Source organism: Pirellulales bacterium (assembly GCA_036490175.1).
In the GTDB taxonomy this organism is placed as follows: domain Bacteria; phylum Planctomycetota; class Planctomycetia; order Pirellulales; family JACPPG01; genus JACPPG01.
Genome location: DASXEJ010000011.1, coordinates 1 through 18,945 on the forward strand (window position 1 = coordinate 1; position 18,945 = coordinate 18,945).

General features: G+C 61.5%; 14 protein-coding genes and 1 tRNA gene. 7 read left to right on the top strand and 8 right to left on the bottom strand.

What is annotated here, in order from left to right; translation table 11 throughout:
• Positions 1-374 precede the first annotated feature (374 nt).
• Together VGG64_01020 and VGG64_01025 are read left to right on the top strand one after the other, a co-directional pair.
• On the top strand, positions 375-827 hold the full coding sequence (locus tag VGG64_01020) for a TraR/DksA family transcriptional regulator (GenBank protein HEY1598152.1): 453 nt from the start codon (positions 375-377) through the stop codon (positions 825-827).
• A gap of 233 nt (positions 828-1,060) precedes the next feature.
• Entirely contained in the window at positions 1,061-2,236 is a 1,176-nt protein-coding gene (locus tag VGG64_01025) for a trypsin-like peptidase domain-containing protein (protein HEY1598153.1), read from the top strand.
• A 129-nt stretch (positions 2,237-2,365) separates the two neighbouring features.
• On the opposite strand, the gene VGG64_01030 is transcribed toward VGG64_01025, so the two are convergent.
• Positions 2,366-3,307 (bottom strand): nucleoside hydrolase, encoded by a 942-nt coding sequence (locus VGG64_01030; GenBank protein ID HEY1598154.1) that lies wholly within the window; start codon positions 3,305-3,307, stop codon positions 2,366-2,368.
• Positions 3,308-3,489: 182 nt separating this feature from the next.
• Here VGG64_01030 and trpD point away from each other — a divergent pair, with 182 nt between their 5' ends.
• The 3 genes from trpD to queG all read left to right on the top strand — a co-directional run bounded on the left by trpD (position 3,490) and on the right by queG (position 8,845).
• Positions 3,490-4,506 (top strand): anthranilate phosphoribosyltransferase, encoded by a 1,017-nt coding sequence (gene trpD / locus VGG64_01035; protein ID HEY1598155.1) that lies wholly within the window; start codon positions 3,490-3,492, stop codon positions 4,504-4,506.
• A gap of 299 nt (positions 4,507-4,805) precedes the next feature.
• The gene (locus VGG64_01040; protein HEY1598156.1) at positions 4,806-7,613 is read left to right on the top strand and encodes an MMPL family transporter; all 2,808 of its coding nucleotides are present in this window, start codon (positions 4,806-4,808) and stop codon (positions 7,611-7,613) included.
• 59 nt (positions 7,614-7,672) lie between these two features.
• The gene (queG, locus tag VGG64_01045; GenBank protein HEY1598157.1) at positions 7,673-8,845 is read left to right on the top strand and encodes a tRNA epoxyqueuosine(34) reductase QueG; all 1,173 of its coding nucleotides are present in this window, start codon (positions 7,673-7,675) and stop codon (positions 8,843-8,845) included.
• Here the strand turns inward: queG and VGG64_01050 are convergent.
• From VGG64_01050 to kdsA, 7 genes are all read right to left on the bottom strand, one after another.
• Positions 8,782-9,858, bottom strand: coding sequence for a tRNA-dihydrouridine synthase (locus VGG64_01050; GenBank protein ID HEY1598158.1), 1,077 nt, complete (start codon positions 9,856-9,858; stop codon positions 8,782-8,784). The two genes, queG and VGG64_01050, sit on opposite strands and share 64 nt — an antisense overlap.
• Entirely contained in the window at positions 9,839-11,230 is a 1,392-nt protein-coding gene (gene murA, locus VGG64_01055; protein ID HEY1598159.1) for a UDP-N-acetylglucosamine 1-carboxyvinyltransferase, read from the bottom strand. Before murA ends, VGG64_01050 begins: the two co-directional genes overlap by 20 nt.
• Positions 11,231-11,432: 202 nt before the next feature.
• The gene (prmC, locus tag VGG64_01060) at positions 11,433-12,374 is read right to left on the bottom strand and encodes a peptide chain release factor N(5)-glutamine methyltransferase (protein HEY1598160.1); all 942 of its coding nucleotides are present in this window, start codon (positions 12,372-12,374) and stop codon (positions 11,433-11,435) included.
• 109 nt (positions 12,375-12,483) lie between these two features.
• A complete protein-coding gene (gene prfA / locus VGG64_01065; protein ID HEY1598161.1) occupies positions 12,484-13,557 on the bottom strand; it encodes a peptide chain release factor 1 in 1,074 nt (357 codons plus the stop codon).
• Positions 13,558-13,681: 124 nt separating this feature from the next.
• Positions 13,682-13,948: a 50S ribosomal protein L31 gene (gene rpmE, locus VGG64_01070; protein ID HEY1598162.1), complete on the bottom strand. Its 267-nt coding sequence runs from the start codon at positions 13,946-13,948 to the stop codon at positions 13,682-13,684.
• 112 nt (positions 13,949-14,060) lie between these two features.
• Positions 14,061-15,716 carry a tetratricopeptide repeat protein gene (locus VGG64_01075; GenBank protein ID HEY1598163.1) on the bottom strand — a complete coding sequence of 552 codons (1,656 nt, stop codon included), beginning with the start codon at positions 15,714-15,716 and terminating at the stop codon, positions 14,061-14,063.
• Positions 15,716-16,543, bottom strand: coding sequence for a 3-deoxy-8-phosphooctulonate synthase (gene kdsA / locus VGG64_01080; protein ID HEY1598164.1), 828 nt, complete (start codon positions 16,541-16,543; stop codon positions 15,716-15,718). The genes VGG64_01075 and kdsA overlap by 1 nt, the downstream gene beginning before the upstream one ends.
• Before the next feature lie 986 nt (positions 16,544-17,529).
• Here kdsA and VGG64_01085 point away from each other — a divergent pair.
• Both VGG64_01085 and VGG64_01090 read left to right on the top strand, forming a co-directional pair.
• Complete coding sequence (locus tag VGG64_01085) at positions 17,530-18,357, top strand: N-acyl homoserine lactonase family protein (GenBank protein ID HEY1598165.1); 828 nt, start codon at positions 17,530-17,532, stop codon at positions 18,355-18,357.
• 261 nt (positions 18,358-18,618) lie between these two features.
• Positions 18,619-18,692: transfer RNA gene (locus VGG64_01090), tRNA-Thr, on the top strand.
• Positions 18,693-18,945 lie beyond the last annotated feature (253 nt).

Genomic DNA, 18,945 nt, shown 5'->3' on the forward strand with positions numbered 1-18,945 from the left:
GGCAGGCTGGACAAGGCCGCCGGGGGAGAACCCCCGGATGACAAGTTCCTAACCGCCAGCGGCGATCGCGGACGATCCGATGCCCCGTAAGAGTGGGGTGCCGAGCAATCGACCAGCCGTAAAGAGTTTTTCGGTCGGGACTTACCAAGGCGGCGGTGAGGCGTAAAATCGTGCGCGATTTCGGCGACCCCTAGGGGTCACCGTGCGTACTATATTTTGGTTGCCGTTTTTACCGACCCCGCACGGGGTTGGAAGGGACGGTCGAGGCGTTTTCGGACAGGGAATCCAAGGCAATTCAGCGAGTTCGAGTACGGCTACTTTCGGAGGGGGGTCTTCCTTCGACGCGGCCGAGCATCGGACAGGTAAGGTGAGGCATGGCACAACGTAAAGATGGAATGTCGAAGATGCGTCAGTTATTGGTCATGCGCCGGGACGCCCTGCGCAAGGCGCTGGCGGGAGATCTAAGTCTATTGAAGCAGCTCCGCGAGCAGAGCGCCGGAGACGTCGTCGATTTCGCGCTCGATTCGGCCCAGGACGAGATCAACTCGCAACTGGCTGAAGTCGAGAGCCGCGAATTGGCACGGATCGAAGTCGCCCTGGAAAGAATGCGCAGTGGCGAATACGGCTTGTGCGAATCCTGCAGTACCAAGATTCCCATGGCCCGGCTCAGTGCCCTGCCATATGCCACGCTGTGCATCGAATGCCAACGCGAAGCAGAGCGGACCGGCGGTGCCGGCGGAGCGGCCGGGGATTGGGGACGCGTAATGGACACCTCCTCGGGCGATGCCGAGATGTCGATCAACGATATCGAGCTGGATGTTTCGTAACGTCTAACGTATTGGACTGCGGACCTTCTTTCGGCAACAATACGCGCTGTAACGAATGCACCTGTGAGCGTTCGAGTATCGCCGGTTTTTTTCCGGGGTTGCTTGGCCGCGGGACTGATCTCGGTCGAGAGCGTTCGGTTTGCCGGGCGCTGTCGTGATTTCTGCCCACCGAAAGCTCCCCGGCGGAGCTGCCAGGCTAAGGAGCAGGCCGGTCTTCAGGGAATACGTCGCGTATGAATCGCAACCGGTCCAAGTTCTATCTCGCCGGGATTCTCTTGGCGGTGGGCACGGCCTTCGGCCTGCTGCTGCACTTTCCAACCGCCGGCCTGGCCGAGCGCAACGGGGATTACCGTACCGTCGCCGCGAACAGCCGTGACCAGCAGTTCGACGCGCTGGCTCACGAGGTTCAGCTCTTCCAACGCCAGGCGAACATTCTCAAGACCGTGATCAAGCTCGTCAGCCCCACGGTCGTCCACATCGATGCCGAGCGTGCCGAGACCCCGGGTCGTCCTAAACGGGGTATGGTCGAGGAAGCCGGATCGGGCGTCATCGTCGAGATGGGGGGCAAATGCTATGTGCTGACCAACCGGCACGTGATCAAGGATCACGGCCGTACCGACATCAAGATTCGTTTGTTTGATAACAACGTGCTGACGCCCGAAAAGATCTGGTCCGATCCCGATACCGATATCGCGCTGATGCTCGTCGCGGCCGAAGATTTGATCCCGGCCCGCATCGGCGACAGCGACGAAGTCGACATCGGTGACGCCGTGCTGGCCTTGGGCAGCCCGTTCGGATTGAGCCGGTCGGTGACGTACGGAATCATCAGCGCCAAGGGGCGGCGTGATTTGAAACTCGGCGACCAAGGTGTGCGCTTTCAGGACTTCCTGCAAACCGATGCCGCCATCAATCCGGGCAACAGCGGCGGACCGCTAATCAACACGCGCGGCGAAGTCGTGGGTGTGAACACGGCCATCGTCAGCAATTCCGGTGGCTTTGAGGGCATCGGCTTTAGCATCCCCATCAACATGGTGATGCGCGTGGCTCATCAACTTGTCGAGCATGGGACAGTCGTGCGCGCCTTCTTGGGCGTGCGATACGACAAAGAATTCGACGCCGCGGCGGCCGCGAAGCTGGGACTTCCTCGGCCCTATGGTGCGCGGGTCGAAGTGCTGACCGAAGGGGGGCCGGCCGAGGCGGCTAGGCTGCTGGTGGACGATATCATCCTGAGCTTCGACGGCATCGAAGTCGAAGACGGAATCCACCTGGTAAACCTCGTCAGCATGACCGAGGTCGGCAAGGAAGTGCCCGTCATCGTGTGGCGCAACGGGCGCGAGGTCAAAGTCACGGCCAAGGTCGGAGACGCGACCAAATACGTGAAAAACACAGCCGTCGACGCCTTGCGTTAGGCTGTATTCTCAGAGTTCAGGATCCTGCTTGCTCGGCAGGCAACATCGCGGGATTCCCCGGCGGTGTGCTGGACCCAATAGGGCCAAGATCCAGGACGCCTGGCCCGAATCTCAGTGGATTGCCGGGTGTCAGCCGGCGTGTGCCGCTTCCGCGATGCCGCGAATGATCACGTCCATGACGGCGGCCACGTCGACTTTTGTGGCGACGTAAAGATTGTGCCTCCACTGCGGCACGGGACGGTGATCGAAGACAATCGCGCCTGTGGTCAACTCGCCCTGCGTTTCGACATCGGCGGCCATCCGCTCGGTCGTGAATAGTTCGGGATGCAACGAAGCGACAAATGCCACTGTATCGTGCAGGTACATCCCTTCCAGGCCATACTCCTGGCGGTGCGTGCGGAAGGCGTAAGGCAGAATGCGTCGCAGAAATCTCCCGACCTTGGTCGACTCCGGCGGCAATCGATCCAACTCACCGAACGTCATCACGACTTGCTTGGTGACGTCGAGCGGAATCAATGTCATGGTCGTGGGCTGCCGCATGACATCTCGTGCCGCTTGAGGATCGCAAAACATGTTGAACTCGGCGGCAGGAGTGACATTCCCTCCGCCAATGGCTCCGCCCATGATCACCATTTGGCCCACCTGGCCCGGTAGTCCAGGATCGCGACGAAAGGCCCCGGCCAGGTTGGTCAATGGGCCCAGGCAGACAATGGTGACCTCCTCGGGGGCAGCACGGACCTCGTCGGCGATGACTTTGGCCGCCGGATGCAGGTGATGCAGTTCAGAGACGGCGAAGCCGCTGTTGCCCAGTCCATCGGCGCCGTAGATATGGCAATTGTCGGCCGGCAGCGTACGATCTGGCAGCGTCGGGGCACCAACCCGCGGCCAGCGCGGCGGATCGAGATTCTCGATAATGGTCTGAACATTGCGGCCGGCGCGCTCAGGCGACACGCTACCCCCCACGGCGGTTACCGCCAGAACCTCGACGCGCGGCTCGAACAGCGCGATCGTCAGTGCCAGGGCATCGTCAATGCCTGGGTCGACGTCCAGAATAATCTTTCGAAGGACCAACCGACCGCCTCCTTGACTGGCAAGCTGTTCCGCGAGCGAATTGTAGGTGGGAATCGCGGTCCAAACAAGAGTAGCACGTGGCACGGCAACTGCCGATTCGTTGACAGCCTTCCCGTCGATTACAACAGAGAGTGTGGCTGGGATCGCCGCACGGTCTGACGATTACCCTGGAGGATTCGCACTTGATCGAAGAGACGCTGGGTAGACTTGCCGCTGGCGAAGACTTGTCGATGGACGACACATCGCGCGCGGTCGAAGCGATCATGCTGGGACTTTGCGCGGATTCAGAGATCGGTCTGCTCCTAAGCGGATTACACCTCAAAGGAGAGACCGTCGCCGAGATCGCCGGAGCCGCCTCCGCGATGCGCCGTCACATGACGCCAATCCATACCTCTCGAGAAGGTGTGCTCGATACGTGCGGCACTGGCGGAGACGGTTCGGCTACATTCAATATCAGCACGGCGGCCGCGCTGGTCGCTGCTGCGGCGGGTGCGCCGGTCGCCAAGCATGGAAATCGCCGCGTCACCAGCACCTGCGGGTCGGCTGATGTGCTGGCGGTTTTGGGCGTGAATATCGAGGCGTCCGTGCCGCTCGTAGAAGCCTGTTTGGACGAGTTGGGTATCTGCTTCTGTTTCGCGCCGTTGTTGCACGGTGCGATGAAGAATGTGGCCCACGTTCGTCAACAGTTGGGGGTGCCGACGATTTTCAACCTGCTCGGCCCGCTGTCGAATCCGGCCCGGGCTCCATTTCAATTGGTAGGTGTCGGGCGCGCCGAGCTACGGCCGGTCTTGGCCGAGGCGCTCGCCATGTTGGGCATCGCGCGAGCCGTGGTCGTCAACGGCGAGGATGGGCTCGACGAAGTCACTCTCAATGGCACGACAAAAGTCACGGAAGTGCATGCGGGCCGAGTCCGGGACTTCACGTGGCATCCCTACGACTTTGGACTCGAGCCGTCGAGCCTGGAGTCCATGCGTGTCTCGGGAGCCGAAGAAAGCGCGTCAATGATTCGCGACGTGCTAGCAGGCAGGCCAGGACCGCAGCGCGATATCGTCGTGCTGAATGCCGCGGCTGCGCTGTGGACGGCAGAACGCGCGCCCACGACCGCCGACGGCGCTCTCCTGGCTGCCGAGGCTATCGATAGTGGTGCGGCGGGCACTCTGCTAGCGCGGCTCGTGCAGAAAACCAATGCCCGCAGTTGAACGCGGTGAACGCTCCATGCGTGGCGGAAACATGCGGGAGCCCGACCTTTCAACACTGCAAGTTTCGCCGGGCGTTGTTCTGCTCGATTCGCCTTGCCCCCCCGTAAGGGTGCGACTAAAATGCCCGCCCTTCCAGGTCGGCAGCTCTGCGCTGGATCTGAAAGTTCGACGAGCCTAACCCAATCGACAGCCGACTATCGTTTCGCGCGAGCAGGAAGCTCTCGTGGGGCGAGCATGCTGTCGTCGGCATCGCCGGTAAAAAAAGACCAACGGCCCCGCAAACCTTGATGGATCACCTCATGTCCGCGGACAGGACGCCGCCGAGTGAGTTTTCTCTGTTGGCGCGCTTGATGGGCGCCATCACGCGCGTCGTCGTGCGATTCCCCATCGCCACCGTAACATTGGGCGTGGCAGTTGGTTGCGTTGCGATATTCCTGGCGGCCACGCGGCTTGGGTTTCATACCAGCCGCCTCGATCTGCTCAATCCCGAAAGCGATTACAACCGCCTGTGGATCGAGTACATCAATGAGTTCGGCGACGATGACGACGCCGTCGTAGTTGTCGAGGGCGACACGCGCGACCAGGTGGTGCCGGTTCTGCAAGAAATCTCGCAGGCGCTATCTCGTCAAGAACGCCTGTTCCACGCCGTTTTGCACGAAGTCGATCTGGCCAAGATCCGCTCCAAGGGATTGCACTATCTACCGCCGGAAGAGTTGCTCGGGCTCGATCGGTTTTTGTCCGAAGTCGGACCGATTCTGGAAGGCAACTGGTCGCTGTTGAATCTCGGTCACATGACCGAGGGCATGTGCATGCGGCTCGAGGCCAGCGCCAAGGCGCCAGCTGACGATGCCAACGCCAATCTCGACAGCGACGCCGATCGTTTCAGCGGCAGCCTGCTGGCCGCGCTGGGCCAAGGCGGACGCTACCAATCTCCCTGGCCGGCCATGCCGCAATCGTTCGCGACCCTCAGCGAACTTTCCGGCGAATACCTGCTGACCAAAGAGGGCAAGCTCGGGTTTGTGATCCTGCGGTTGGCCAAGGGGAAAGATGATTTCGCCGGCGCGACAGAAGCCACAGATGCCCTGCGCGATTTGATCGCCCAGATGTCGGCCCGACATCCCGAAACCAAGATCGGCCTGACAGGGTTGCCGATCATGGAAAACGACGAGATGCGGGCCAGCCAATCGTCGATGATGTGGGCCAGCATACTTTCGATGGGAGGAGTGGCCTGCCTGTTCGTGGCCGGATTCGGCGGCGTGCGGCACGCGCTGTTGGCCAACCTCGTGCTGCTACTGGGCATGGCCTGGGCCTTCGGATACGTCACGTTGGCAGTCGGCCATTTGAACATCCTTAGCGTTTCGTTCACGGTCACTTTGATTGGCGTCGGCATCGACTACGGCGTCTACTATGCCGCGCGGTATTTGCAGCTGCGCGATCAACGACGCACCTGTGCCGACGCGCTGATACGCACTTCGTACGAAGTTGGTCCCGCCATTTTAACTGGCGCCGTGACCACCTCGGTGGCGTTCTTCGCTGCGGGTTTCACGAACTTTACGGGCATTGCCGAGCTGGGCACGATCGCCGGCGGCGGCATCCTGCTGTGTGCGCTTGCCGAGTTGGTTGTATTGCCGGCGGTGATTTGCCTGGTTGATCGCAGCGGATATGGAACGCGCATGCCGGAGAGCCTGCCGATCGATTCGTTCATCAATCCGCTGATGAAAATGCCGCGGACGTTGCTCTTCGTCACCGCGGCCGGAACCATCGTCGTGTCGCTCGGCATGACCCGTTTGTGGTACGACCACAACTTGCTAAACATGCAGCCGGTTGGGCTGGAAAGCGTCGAGCTCGAGCGCAAGCTGCTGGCCGAGAGCGACCAAAGCGTGTGGTACGCGTTGTCGATCGCCGACAGCCGCGAGGAGCTGCTGAAACGTAAGGCCGAGTTCCTCAAGCTCGGCTCCGTGGAGCGGACGGAAGAAATCGTCTCGATGTTGCCTGCCGACCACGAGATCAAACGCTCGCTCATCGCGCGGATCCGCGAACACCTGGTGTCGCTGCCGGAAAGGCCTCCGGTCATTCCCGTCGATCGGCCGGAAGAATTGGGACGGCTACTCGCCCGCGCTCAAGAGCTGATCGCGCGGCGCAACTCCCGCGCCAAGGCGTCCCTCGACTTGGAACAAACTCGCGACAAGTTGCGGCGCATGCAGGTGGCCGAATGCCAGGCCTTGGTCTCGCAATTCCAGCAACATATGGCCGGCGACCTGTTGAGCCGCCTGTACGTGCTGAAGAGCATGGCAAATCCTGAGCCGCCGCAACTGGCCGACCTGCCAGAAAGCCTAACCAGTCGTTTCGTCGGCGCACATGGGCTGCACCTATTGAAGATTTACGGACGCGGAAACATCTGGGATATGGAGGCGCTCGGCAATTTCGTGCACGAAGTGCGCACCGTCGACGCCCGTGCCACAGGCAATCCGCTGCAAGCCTATGAAGCCTCGCTTGAGATGAAGCAGAGCTATGAGAAATCCGCACTGTACGCTTTGACTGTGATCGCGGCACTCCTGCTCTTTGATTTCCGTAGCATTCGCCACACACTGCTGGCGATGCTGCCGCTGGGCATCGGGCTGGCACAAACGTTCGGTCTGTTGGGCCTGCTGGGAATTCCGCTCAATCCAGCCAATATGATCGCGCTACCGATCCTGCTGGGAATCGGTGTGGACGAAGGCGTACACGTCGTTCACGATTTCCTGGATCAGCGCGGTCCTTACCGTATATCGCAATCAACCGCCGTGGCCGTGGTCGTCGACTCGCTGACAACCATTGTGGGCTTTGGCTCTCTGATGATCGCCAGCCACCAAGGGTTGCAAAGCCTGGGGCGCGTGCTGACGATCGGCGTGACCTGCTCGCTGTTCACGTCGATCATCATCCTGCCAGCGATGTTTACCTGGTTCACACGAAATCGGGTCGCAGAGCCGGCGATCGCCACGCCCGAACCCTTGGAAGCGCGGCGGGCGGCGCTACGCCGCCGCTATGACCCGCGCGAGCAACACGGCGCAAGCCCGCATGCGCAGCCTCCGGGCCGCCGGCCGGACGTGCGCAAAAGCGCCGCCTGAGCGTGCGGCGAAAGCGCGTTCCGGCATCTCCCTTTGGTCGCGTCTGCTAAACTGGTCGCATGGATCGCGCGGCGCTGACCACACTTTTGAAGCAGGAAGCACGGCGGCTCGGCTTCGATCTAGCCGGCGCCTGCCCAGCGGTTTCGCCGACGGGCATCAACCACCTGCACGAGTGGCTGCAGGCAGGCTATGCGGGCGAAATGCAATATCTCGCACAGCGTAGCGCTGCCTACGCGCATCCCCGCCACGTGCTAGATGGCGTTCGCAGCCTGCTCGTGCTGACGATGAACTATCGCACCGCCGAGCCGGCGGATGTGGCAGCGGGCCAAGGGCGCTTGTCACGCTATGCCTGGGGGCAGGATTATCACGACACGATTCACGATCGGTTGCACGGGCTGGCCGACTTTCTCCGCGGTGTGATCCCCACGGCGGCCGTGCGTGGCGTCGTGGATTCGGCGCCGCTGTTGGAGCGCGAGTTTGCCCAGCTGGCGGGGCTCGGCTGGATCGGCAAGAACACGCTGCTTTTAAATCGGCAGAGTGGCAGTTGGTTCTTCCTGGCCGCGCTGTTGACCGATGTCGAACTGGAATACGACGCACCGCATGCGACCGATCATTGCGGCACCTGCACGGCCTGTCTGGATGCGTGTCCCACGCAGGCCTTCGTCGCTCCTTACGTGCTGGATAGCCGCCGCTGCATCAGCTACCTGACAATCGAGCTGCGATCGAGCGTCCCAGTAGAACTGCGGCCGGGCTTGGGAGATTGGGTTTTTGGTTGCGATGTCTGCCAGGACGTATGCCCGTGGAATCATCGTGCTCCGACGACCGACCTGATCGACTTTCAGCCGGCCGCCGCGGCGAACCCACTGGACCTTGTCGCACTGTTTGACATGTCGGACGTAGACTTTCGCGCCCGCTTTCGCGGCACTCCGCTGTGGCGAGCGAAGCGGCGTGGCCTGCTGCGCAATGCCGCGATAGTGCTGGGAAACCAGAGACACGACGCGGCATTGCACGCACTTATCCGGGGGCTCGACGACGACGAGCCACTGGTACGTGGCGCGTGTGCCTGGGCGCTGGCACAGCTTGAGCAGCCGCGGGCGATTCTTGCCGTGCGGCAGCGGTTGGAAATAGAAACCGACGCAAACGTACGCACCGAACTGACAGCCGCGATTCAAGCCGCGTCGACGCACTCTACGTCTGCGTTTACCGAACCGTCGGGACCTGCCGGAGCATAGTTACCCGGCCGGTCCTCGGCATAGAACCGCTCGAGCACCAGGGGCCATTCGTCAGCAGTGCTTACCGAGATGAACGCGTCTCGCACCAGCTTGCCATCGGGATGGAGTTGCGAGTATTTGATGCCGAACTTGCGCATCTGCCGGCCGCAAGCGTTGGGCCCATAGATTTCCTCGGCGCGCCGGTAGTGATCGCGAATCACTTCCCGTTGCTCATGTACGCTGGGCGGGGTTGGCAGGGGTAGGCCTTCGGACAGCGCACGCGCTTGCGCGAAAATCCAAGGGTTGCCGATCGCTCCGCGGGCGACGGTCACGCCATCGACGCCGGTCTCGCGCATCATGGCCAGACAATCGGCCGCAGTGAATAGGTCGCCGCTCCCCAACACCGTGCGCATGCCGGCATGCTGCTTTACCTCGCGGAGGAATTCCCAGCGGCTTGGGCCCACGTAACGTTGCTCGACGGTTCGCCCGTGGACCGTGATCGCCGAAACGCCGCGGGCAAAGGCCCCATCGAAGATTTCAAAGAACCGATCGCGGCTCTGTTGGCTGTCATCAATGCCGCGGCGCATTTTCACCGTCACCGGCTTATCCGGAGGAACGTGCTCGCGCACGCGCGAGACGATTTCGAGCGCCGTTTCTGGCTGGCTAAGCAGGAACCCGCCGCGGCAACGGCCCAAGACCTTCTTCACCGGGCAGCCGAAGTTGATATCGATCACGTCGTAGCCGGCTGCCGCCATTTGTGCCGCCGCGGGGCCGAATTCCTCGGGGTCGCTCCCCATCAACTGCCCGCCCACCAGATGGTCGTCGGCGGCAATGCGAAGGAATCGCAGGCGGTTCTTGCGGCGGGCTTGCAGAACCACCCGATCCAGCACGACTTCGCACAAGGCGTAGGTGGCGCCCAACTGGCGGGCAATATGCCGCATCGCGCCGTCGCTATAGCCCGACAATGCCGCTTGGACGATCGGAAAGCCGATCTTAACGTGTCCGATCTGTAAATCAGGAAGCGACGAGGTCATGGCTCGATTCTGGGCCGAAGCGGGCCTTGCGGTCAAGGGTCCGCCACGGCCGGTTCCCCAGGCTCTGTTGATGCGATTTCTCCGCGCTCCCGAATTCGTTGCCTCGGGAGTCCAATCGCTCAACCTGCGCCCCCAAGTTATTCAGCTTCTCATCCAACCGCTCGTAACCGCGTTCGAGATGGCCAATTCTATGGACGACTGTCATTCCCTCGGCCGCCAAACCCGCCAAAACCAGTGAGGCGCTCGCCCGCAGATCTGTTGCTACGACGCGAGCGCCCTCCAGTTGCGATACGCCAGTCACGATTGCGCCGCCGGCAGTACGTCGGACTTTCGCTCCCAAGCGGGCAAGCTCACGAACGTGGTGAAATCGCTGGGGAAAAACCTGGTCTGTGATCTGACTACGCCCGGGGATCAAGCTCGCGAGCGCCGTAAATTGCGACTGCATGTCGGTCGGCACATGCGGATAAGGGCGCGCCGTCAATTGAATCGGTCGGCGAAAGTCGGTGGTGGAAGTCAGAGTGATGGAGTCTTCGTGCAGGCGCACGCCGAAACCAGCGTCGGCCAACACTTCGAGCACGGCGGTCATATGCTCGGCAATGACGCCGCGAACGGTGACCTGGCCGCCAGTGATCGCGCCAGCACAGAGCAGTGTGGCTGCTTCGATACGATCGGGTATCACGCGGTGCCCGCCTCCGCCAAGTTGCTCGATCCCCTCGACTACGATCGTTTGCGTTCCCAACCCTTCGATACGGGCACCGATTCTCGTTAAAAACTTCCCGAGGTCGACGATCTCGGGCTCGGTGGCGGCTCCCGTAATCACCGTCGTACCGCGTGCCAGCGTGGCGGCGCTCAGGACGTTAGCCGTGCCGGTGACCGTTGGTCCCCAGGGGCCGGAGAGATGGATCCGCGCGCCAGTGAGTCGCCGGGCCTGGGCCACGACACATCCGTCGCGGACTTGTATGTCGGCTCCCAGTGCAGCGAGTCCGCGCAGGTGCAAATCAACCGGCCGATCGCCGATCGCGCAGCCGCCAGGCAGCGGAACGATCGCCTGGCGGCGTCGCGCCACGAGCGGCCCCAAAACACAAAAGCTGGCCCGCATGCGGCGCATCAAACGCCCGTCGGCCTGCACGAGCGTCGCGTCCTTGTTTTCGAGCCGTAGTGACTGAACGCCTTGATGACGCACGGAAACACCCAAGCGCCTCAGCATTCGAGAGAGCGTGGCAACGTCGAGGAGGTCAGGCACACCGTCGAGCAAGACCGGTTCGTCGGCCAGGATCGCGGCAGCCATGATCGGCAGCGCCGCATTTTTCGCTCCGCTGGCATCGACGGCACCGACGAGCGGCACGCCACCTGTGATCTGAAAAGCATCCATGCTTCACTCGCGATAGGTTGTAGGCGATGCGGCTGCCAGAACAAAGAGAAACCACGAATCACGCTAGTCACACGAATAAAGAGGTCTGCCGTGAACCTTTCCCTATCTCTTATCTCATATTTCTTATTCGTGTGATTCGTGGTTCCCCTTCCCTCGTATCACTAACGCTGGATCGCCAAGATCTACTTGTGCGATGGTAGCGTTATTTACGGCGTGCCTGGACGACGCGGGCCAGACCGGCCAGATCTTTGATCGTGGATATCTGGTCGAAATGCGTGTCATTCTCCAGCAGTTGCCGCACGTCAGCTTCGATCATAGGGCTGATCTCGGTCAAGAGCCATCCGCCCGGAATCAGTCGCTCGGCCGCCTGGGAAATTAAACGCTGAATGATTTCGGTGCCGCGCGGACCGGCAACTAGCGCCGTGCGTGGCTCGAAATCGCGCACGTCGCGTGCTAGCTCCGCCCATTCGCTCTCCGAAACGTAGGGGGGATTGCTGACAATGAAATCGAACTTCGTCGCGGCTGGCAATGACGCTAGCAAATCCCCTTCGACAAAGTCGACGCGGTCGGCCACGCCGTGTTGTGCCGCGTTGTCGCGCGCGACGGCCAGCGCCGCCGGGCTAAGATCGATCGCGGTCACACGGCACGTTTTAATGCGCTGGACTGCACAGATCGCGATGATGCCGCTGCCGGTACCAACATCGGCCACCCGCAACTGCGGCGCTTTCTCCGGCCTCTCGACTTCCGCGGGCGGAGTCGGCTGTGCTGCCATGGAATCGTCGGTTGCGCTGTCGCGGTTGGCCATCAAGTCCAGCAGCCTGACGACGAGCAGCTCGGTCTCGGGGCGCGGAATCAGTACGTCCTGCGTAACGCGAAAGGGGAGCGAATAGAACTCCCTACGGCCCACCAGGTAGGCCACCGGCTTTCCTTCGGCGCGCTCGCGCACCAGTTCACGGAACCGCGTGCGAATAGCATCCTGCGGAACTTCGTCGAATGACGTATAGAGCTCGATCCGGCGGCAATGCCGTGCTTCGGCCAGCAATATCTCGGCGTCCAAGCGAGGGCTGTCGGCGCCGCGATCCTTGAGGAACTGCGTTGTCCAGGCAAGCAGTCGGCCGATTGTCCACGGGTCGGCGTCTGGCATGTTCGGCAAACCGTAGGCAGTTGGCTTTAATCAGTTACCAATAGCCGATCGTCAGGATTCACACCAGTCAGGAACTGGCCACCGATTACCGACCACTACCAAGGCACCCTCACTCTACCGTTCCCATCGACGAACGTTGCGACTGCCGGTCGTGGTCGATAAGAGCTTCGGTTACCGGAATCAGATCGCCGGCCATAATATTCGACAGCTGATAAAGCGTCAGTCCGATGCGGTGGTCTGTCAGCCGGTTTTCCGGAAAGTTGTACGTGCGAATTTTTTCGCTTCGAGCACCGGTCCCCACCATGCTCTTGCGCTCGCTAGCCCGCTTTTCGTCTTCGGCTTTGCGCTTCATTTCGTAGACGCGTGTCTTGAGCACGCGTAGGGCTTTCGCCAGGTTCTTGTGCTGGCTTTTCTCGTCCTGGCAACTGACGACGATGTTCGTCTCGTAGTGCGTCAGCCGCACGGCCGAGGCCGTCTTGTTGACGTGCTGCCCGCCCGGCCCACTTGCGCAAAACAGATCCTTGCGATAGTCGTCAGGCTTGATGTCGATTTCGACGTCTTCCGGCTCCGGCATGACGGCCACGGTGGCCGTCGAAGTCTGGATGCGTCCTTTGGCTTCGGTCTCCGGGACGCGCTGCACACGGTGCACGCCACTTTCATATTGCATCTCGCGATAGACACCTTCGCCCGAGATGCCCAGGATGAGCTGCTTGAAGCCGCCGAGCTCGGTGGGGTTCATGTCCAGGATTTCGATCTTCCAGCCCTTGCTGTCGGCGTAATGTTTGTACATGTCGTACAGGTCGCGGGCGAAGAGACCGGCTTCGTCGCCGCCGGTGCCGGCGCGAATTTCCATGACGCAGCGGGTGCGATTGGCGTCCTCGCCGCCGATGGTCATGTCCAGCAGCTCGTTCCAAAAGACTTCGCGCTGTGCGATCAGCTCGGGGAGTTCGGCCTCGGCCAGCTCGCGCATCTCAAGGTCCGGCCCGGCGATCATCTCGCGTGTTTCAGAGATTTGGGCGTTTAGCTCTTTGAAGCGGCGATACTTGGTGGCCAGCTTGGCCAGCGACCCGTGCTCGCGGTACACCGCGGCCATCTTGGCCCCGTTGGCCTGCACCTCGGGATCGAGCAACTGTTTTTCCAGCGTCTCGAAACGCGTCAGCGTTTGATCTAGTTGATCCCTCATCTTGGCTCACTCGGAAATCGACCGGGGGCGCAGCAACGCACAGAGTCGCAAACACCCGTAGGGACGAGTAGCACAATCGCGGGCGCACAGCGCCCTGCGAACGCAAGAATGGGCGCGTGAGAAGCTAGGTCTCGGCAGCTTGGGCCTTGGCTGCCTTGCCGCCCTTCTTACCGCGTTCAACACTGGCGTAGCCGGTACCGGCGAACTTGCTCTTGAATTTCTCGATGCGACCCGCCGCATCCACATATTTGAGCTTGCCCGTGAAGAACGGATGGCAAGCGCTGCAAATATCGACCTTCAATTCCGGCTGCGTGCTACGGGTCTCAAAAGTATTGCCACAGCCACACTTAACGTGTGTCTCGCCATACTTGGGATGGATGCCCTTTTTCATGACCCACTCCTCGCTGATGCCTGCACAGAGGCAAATACTTGTCGATCTAGCCTGAAAGGAAGGTACAAGTCTACCCGTGCCTTGGTCCTCGGGCAAGGTCTCCGCCGCAAGCTTAATCGGCCGTAGGCTGGGCCGCCTCAGACGGCTTGCTGGACTCTTCCAGGCGACGGGCCCGCAGCAAATTGCCATTGCGCTGCGCGGACAGGTCGGCCCGATAATAACGGATCGCCTCCTCGGTCTGCCCCTGTGCCTCGTAGGCGCGGGCCAGGTTGTAACGGGCGCCAGCCGTCCAGGGACCGTCAGGGAAGGCTTCCAGGGTGCGCGTCCGCAGATAGTCGATGGCCGCGCCATAGTTGCCGCGCTCGTAGGCCACTAGGCCTAGCCAGTAACTGGCGGTTTGTTTGGCCGCACGTATCTGCACCAGGTTGGCCTCCACGCGCTCGCGATCCTTTTCTGGCGCCTTGGCGCGATAGGTTTTCAGGTCGGCGTCTGGCGGTCGCGCGGCCTGATACTGGGCATTGGCTCCCTTGTCGCCGTCCAATGTACCCACCAGGTGCAACACCCGAGCCTGCCATAAAATTGGCGTGGGCTGTTGGAATTGGGCAAAGTCGAGTTGAGCCTTTTGCTGAGTCTCTCGATCGGCCTTCATCAGCCCATCGATCCGTTGGTAAGGGAGCGGCCACAAATTGACAGTATCAATATGCGGATGGGCTTTGACCCGTTCGGCAAGTCTCGACGGTTGAACGGTCAGCACCAGAGATTCTTTGCCGGGCAGGTCGGCGCCGACCAATTGCATGCGACGCGAGATGTACATGGGCGAACCCTCGATCAGCGCCGTTACGTGCTCTAAATCCGCGCCTTTGACCGGGTAGATGCGCTGCTCGTCGACGTCCAGGTTGCGCAGCAACTTCTCATCGGCCAGCAGATCTTTAAGGGTCGCCACAGGCTTGCCGTCGGGTCCCGGTAGGGGCATTCCCAGGCGAGTGTCGAACAAATACAACTCGCCGTCGACCAGCACGGCCGGCAGCCAAGGGCGTAGCGCTTCGCCGGGTTCGTTCCCCGGTAACGCAAGCATGACGATTTCGAGCCCCTGCTGGCGTCCCAGCAGAACGAACAGCCAGGCCCGATCAATGGCCGTGCCGCGTCCCAGGATCAGAGTATCGCGTGCCAGATAAGGCACCACCGCGGCGGTATCGCGCTCGATCTGGATATTGCGTACAACCCAGTCGAACAGCCCTTGGGCGATGGCAATGGGTTGGCTGTCGGCACCCCGCGCGCGGTTGGCGATTTCATTCAGCCAAACGACCAGTTGCAGATCGGCGCCGTCGCTTAGCGGGAAACTCAATGCGCCGAGACTTTGCAATGGAGGCAGGCCGCGCAATTCTTCGGGCAATGTTTCGACCAGCGGATCAGCGTGCCATTCGTCAGTCGCTGGATTGTGCTTGATCCATTGATTGAGGCGATCGACGACGGTCTTCAGGGCGTCCGCCGTCTGAAATTCTTCCGTCGTTCGCAGCACCGAGAACGCGTAACGAAGATTCTCCTCGTTCATCTCGGTGCGGGCCGTCGCCGAATTGCGTTGTTGCGAACGGCGAGTGCTGTTGGTGTCCTGGCAACCCACGAGCACGAACACCGCGATGGCCATGACAATGACGCCTGAACCCCAAACAGACCGCGCGCGAACCGGCCCCACTGTCGCAGGCTCGCCTACGCTGCCAGGCGCATTCGGCGGCGCTAATTGCTGCATCACCTCACGGGTAAGTCGCACTAGAATTTCTCCACGACCGCACGGATCGCAAGGATGCGGTCGATCAGTGCCGGAAACTCGTCGAGCGGCACCATATTAGGGCCGTCGCTGGGGGATGTATCCGGCTGGGGATGGGTTTCAAAGAATAAGCCATCGACACCAATCGCGGTTGCCGCCCGGGCCACGGGCTCGACCATGGCCCGGTTTCCGCCCGTTGCCGTACCGAGCCCGCCGGGCTCCTGAACACTGTGCGTGGCGTCGAAAATAATGGGCGTGCCCAAGGCCCGCATCTGTGGGATTGATCGCATGTCGTTCACCAATCGGCCGTAGCCGAAGAACGTCCCGCGCTCGCAGAGCAGGATGTCCTTGCAGCCGGCCTGCTCCAGCTTCGAGATCACATGGCGCATGTCCCACGGCGCCATGAACTGTCCCTTCTTCACGTTCACCGCGCGGCCCGTCTGGGCCGCGGCCATCAGCAGGTCGGTCTGGCGGGCGAGGAACGCGGGAATCTGTAGTAGGTCGCAAACCTGGCCCACCGGCGCGGCCTGCCACGATTCGTGAATATCGGTCGTCACCGGCAGGCCGGTCGCCTGCTTGACGCGGGAGAGCACGGCCAGGCCCCCCTCTAACCCCAGGCCGCGGAACGCATCGCCGCTGGTGCGATTCGCCTTGTCGAACGAGGCTTTGAAGACCACCTGCACAGGCAACTCGCGGCCGAGTCGAGCGAGCCGCTCGGCAATGCTGACCGTCAGCTCTTCATTTTCAATGACGCAGGGCCCGGCAATTAGCAGCAGCGGTTGGCCCTGGCCGCACAAATAGGGCCCGATCCGGGCGGGGTTGGCTGGCACGTTGCGTGTTCCTCGGCCGGCGAGAGTGATATGTGTGGCACCAGGTCCGATATTCCCGATCGGCAGCTAGCGCACCCGCACAGAAAGAGGCATTCTACTTAAGCGGGCAGAGGGCAGAAAGCCAAGCAATGCCTGCCCTTGCTACGGACGATAGGGCGTCCTGGTTTGCCACAAGTGCATGCGCCGGCAAAGGGATCGGGTGTCTGCCGACATTCTTCGACTAGTGCCCACGTCGGGCCGGAATGGACTGCCGGTCTCAGATTGATACAGTCTCGACTTTGAGACGGCCATCTGTCAGGAAAAGGCCCGAGTGCATCATCTCTATACAGCAATTTTGCGCGGTCCGCGCCAGAACGACCCACTCCTGTTGGGACTCTTAAGTCCTTGCAATAGAAAATCTTAAGAGCCTGAATAATCGCTAAGTTCTTACGGCGATGGCGCTCGGATCGTTCGGTTGCGAGGCTGGACGCGATCGCCGAGCGCGCCAAGCGACGTTCGGCACGCCGCGTGCATTATAAGAAAGACAGAACCGGCCACTAAAACCGGTTCCTAAATGAGACTGGCCCGCGGGGCCTCTGACGACTACCGGCAGGATGGTTGACTTGCCCCTGGCCATCCGGCAATGCCATTGTGGATGTGGCGCGTCAGAGGCCCCCGTTTTTTTGCCCCACCTGGGTTTTGTACCCGGGCGAGCCAGTGGAAGTTTCGTCTGCTCTCTATGCTACCGTGATTTGTCGGTGGGGACACGAACTTTTTTTGGGCAAATCTGGTGGCGCCGGCGCGCCTACTTTTCTGTGGAACAGGCGCGCGTATTTGATGCCGTTCGCGGGGGCTGAGTTGGGGCCGCTCGGCGGCGGGCCACGCGGCTTCCAGTCTCCCGGCGATGTCCCAGTTGCCCGCTCTGCGGCGCGTTGACCGCCCTAGGGCGCCTGCTACTCTGATCCGGGGACATAGTGCCCTGACGGCAACTCTGCCACGGTAGCCTTATGAAGATCCATGCGATCCAGACCGGCAGCGTGCGCATCAAAAGCAGCCAGCGTGTCGGCCGCGGCCGCGGTCAAATGCGGCAGTTGCACGTCCTGTTTGACCGGGCATGGACCGAATGGTTGCCAATCTATGCCTGGGCGATCGAAACGTCCGAGGGGACGATCCTGGTCGACACCGGCGAGACCGCCAGAACCGCCCTGCCCGGCTATTTCCCGCGCTGGCACCCCTACTTTTGGCTGGCCGTGCAATTGAGCGTAACGCCCGAGCAGGAAATCGGCCCGCAGTTGCATGGGCTGGGGATCGATCCGCTTGAGGTGCGAAAGGTCGTTCTGACCCACCTGCACACCGATCACGCCGGCGGTCTGGAGCACTTTCCGCGGGCCGAGATTCTTGTCAGCCAGCCAGAATATCGCGCCGCCGAGGGACTGGCGGGCCAGGTGCGCGGTTACCTTCCGAACCGCTGGCCAAAATGGTTCCAGCCCCGCTTCATCGAGTTCCAGAAAAGTGCGGACTGCGCCCCCTTCGAGCGCAGTGCGCCGCTGACCACCGATGGTGCGGTGATGATCGTGCCAACGCCAGGGCATACACCGGGGCACGTTTCGGTGATCGTGCGCGACGGGGACACTAGCTATTTCCTGGCTGGCGACACGACATATTCCCAGGATGCGCTCCGCGACCACCTGGTCGATGGCGTGAGCCCAGACGCGGCCACCGCGCTGCGGACGATTCAGACCATTCTCGGCTATGCGAAGCAGCATCCCACGGTCTACCTGCCCGCGCACGACCCAGAATCGCCCGCCCGATTGCGGCAAGTTTCGACCGTCTGAAATGCCGGCAGAATGTGTCGCAGCCGATTGCCGACGGCACATTGCCTAGTATGCACTGCCGCAGGCGGGCCATGGGTTTAGACGCGGCCAGCGACGCCCGTATGAGCATTGCGGACCGACGCAGTCGCTTGCGCGGACGATTGCCCGCCGGCCTTGACGGGCGGGGATGGACTACGTAGCTTCAAATGCTTCCCGATAGCGGCGATTCAGCTTCATGGTGGTCATAACGCCACTCTCGGCCGAACGCTGCATCGGCAGCCGGCCAGCGTAGCTTCAATTGGCAGAGCACCGCATTCGTAATGCGGGGGTTAAGGGTTCGACTCCCTTCGCTGGCTCTTCAGATGGCTCATCACAACTTGTTTGTGGTGAGCCTTTTGCGTTTACGGTGCGGGATTTCTTGCTCGTGCCAGGGTGATTGCCCATCTTCTCTATTTTATCACCAATACGCAGGATCACGCACGAATCAGCAGGAGTTGGTGCAACATTTGGAGCAACGGGGAGCAACGGAAGAACGTCTAGCGCGTCTCTGACGGCAAGTAGTTTTGGATCGGTGTAGACGTTCATTGTTAGGCTGATGTCACTGTGCCG

Bases quoted from the DNA above. Each gene is read 5' to 3' on its own strand.
- prfA (HEY1598161.1), bottom strand. From the start codon at position 13,557: ATGAGGGATCAACTAGATCAAACGCTGACGCGTTTCGAGACGCTGGAA.
- murA (HEY1598159.1), bottom strand. From the start codon at position 11,230: ATGGATGCTTTTCAGATCACAGGTGGCGTGCCGCTCGTCGGTGCCGTC.
- VGG64_01025 (HEY1598153.1), top strand. From the start codon at position 1,061: ATGAATCGCAACCGGTCCAAGTTCTATCTCGCCGGGATTCTCTTGGCG.
- rpmE (HEY1598162.1), bottom strand. From the start codon at position 13,948: ATGAAAAAGGGCATCCATCCCAAGTATGGCGAGACACACGTTAAGTGT.
- VGG64_01085 (HEY1598165.1), top strand. From the start codon at position 17,530: ATGAAGATCCATGCGATCCAGACCGGCAGCGTGCGCATCAAAAGCAGC.
- VGG64_01050 (HEY1598158.1), bottom strand. From the start codon at position 9,858: ATGACCTCGTCGCTTCCTGATTTACAGATCGGACACGTTAAGATCGGC.
- VGG64_01040 (HEY1598156.1), top strand. From the start codon at position 4,806: ATGTCCGCGGACAGGACGCCGCCGAGTGAGTTTTCTCTGTTGGCGCGC.
- queG (HEY1598157.1), top strand. From the start codon at position 7,673: ATGGATCGCGCGGCGCTGACCACACTTTTGAAGCAGGAAGCACGGCGG.
- prmC (HEY1598160.1), bottom strand. From the start codon at position 12,374: ATGCCAGACGCCGACCCGTGGACAATCGGCCGACTGCTTGCCTGGACA.
- VGG64_01020 (HEY1598152.1), top strand. From the start codon at position 375: ATGGCACAACGTAAAGATGGAATGTCGAAGATGCGTCAGTTATTGGTC.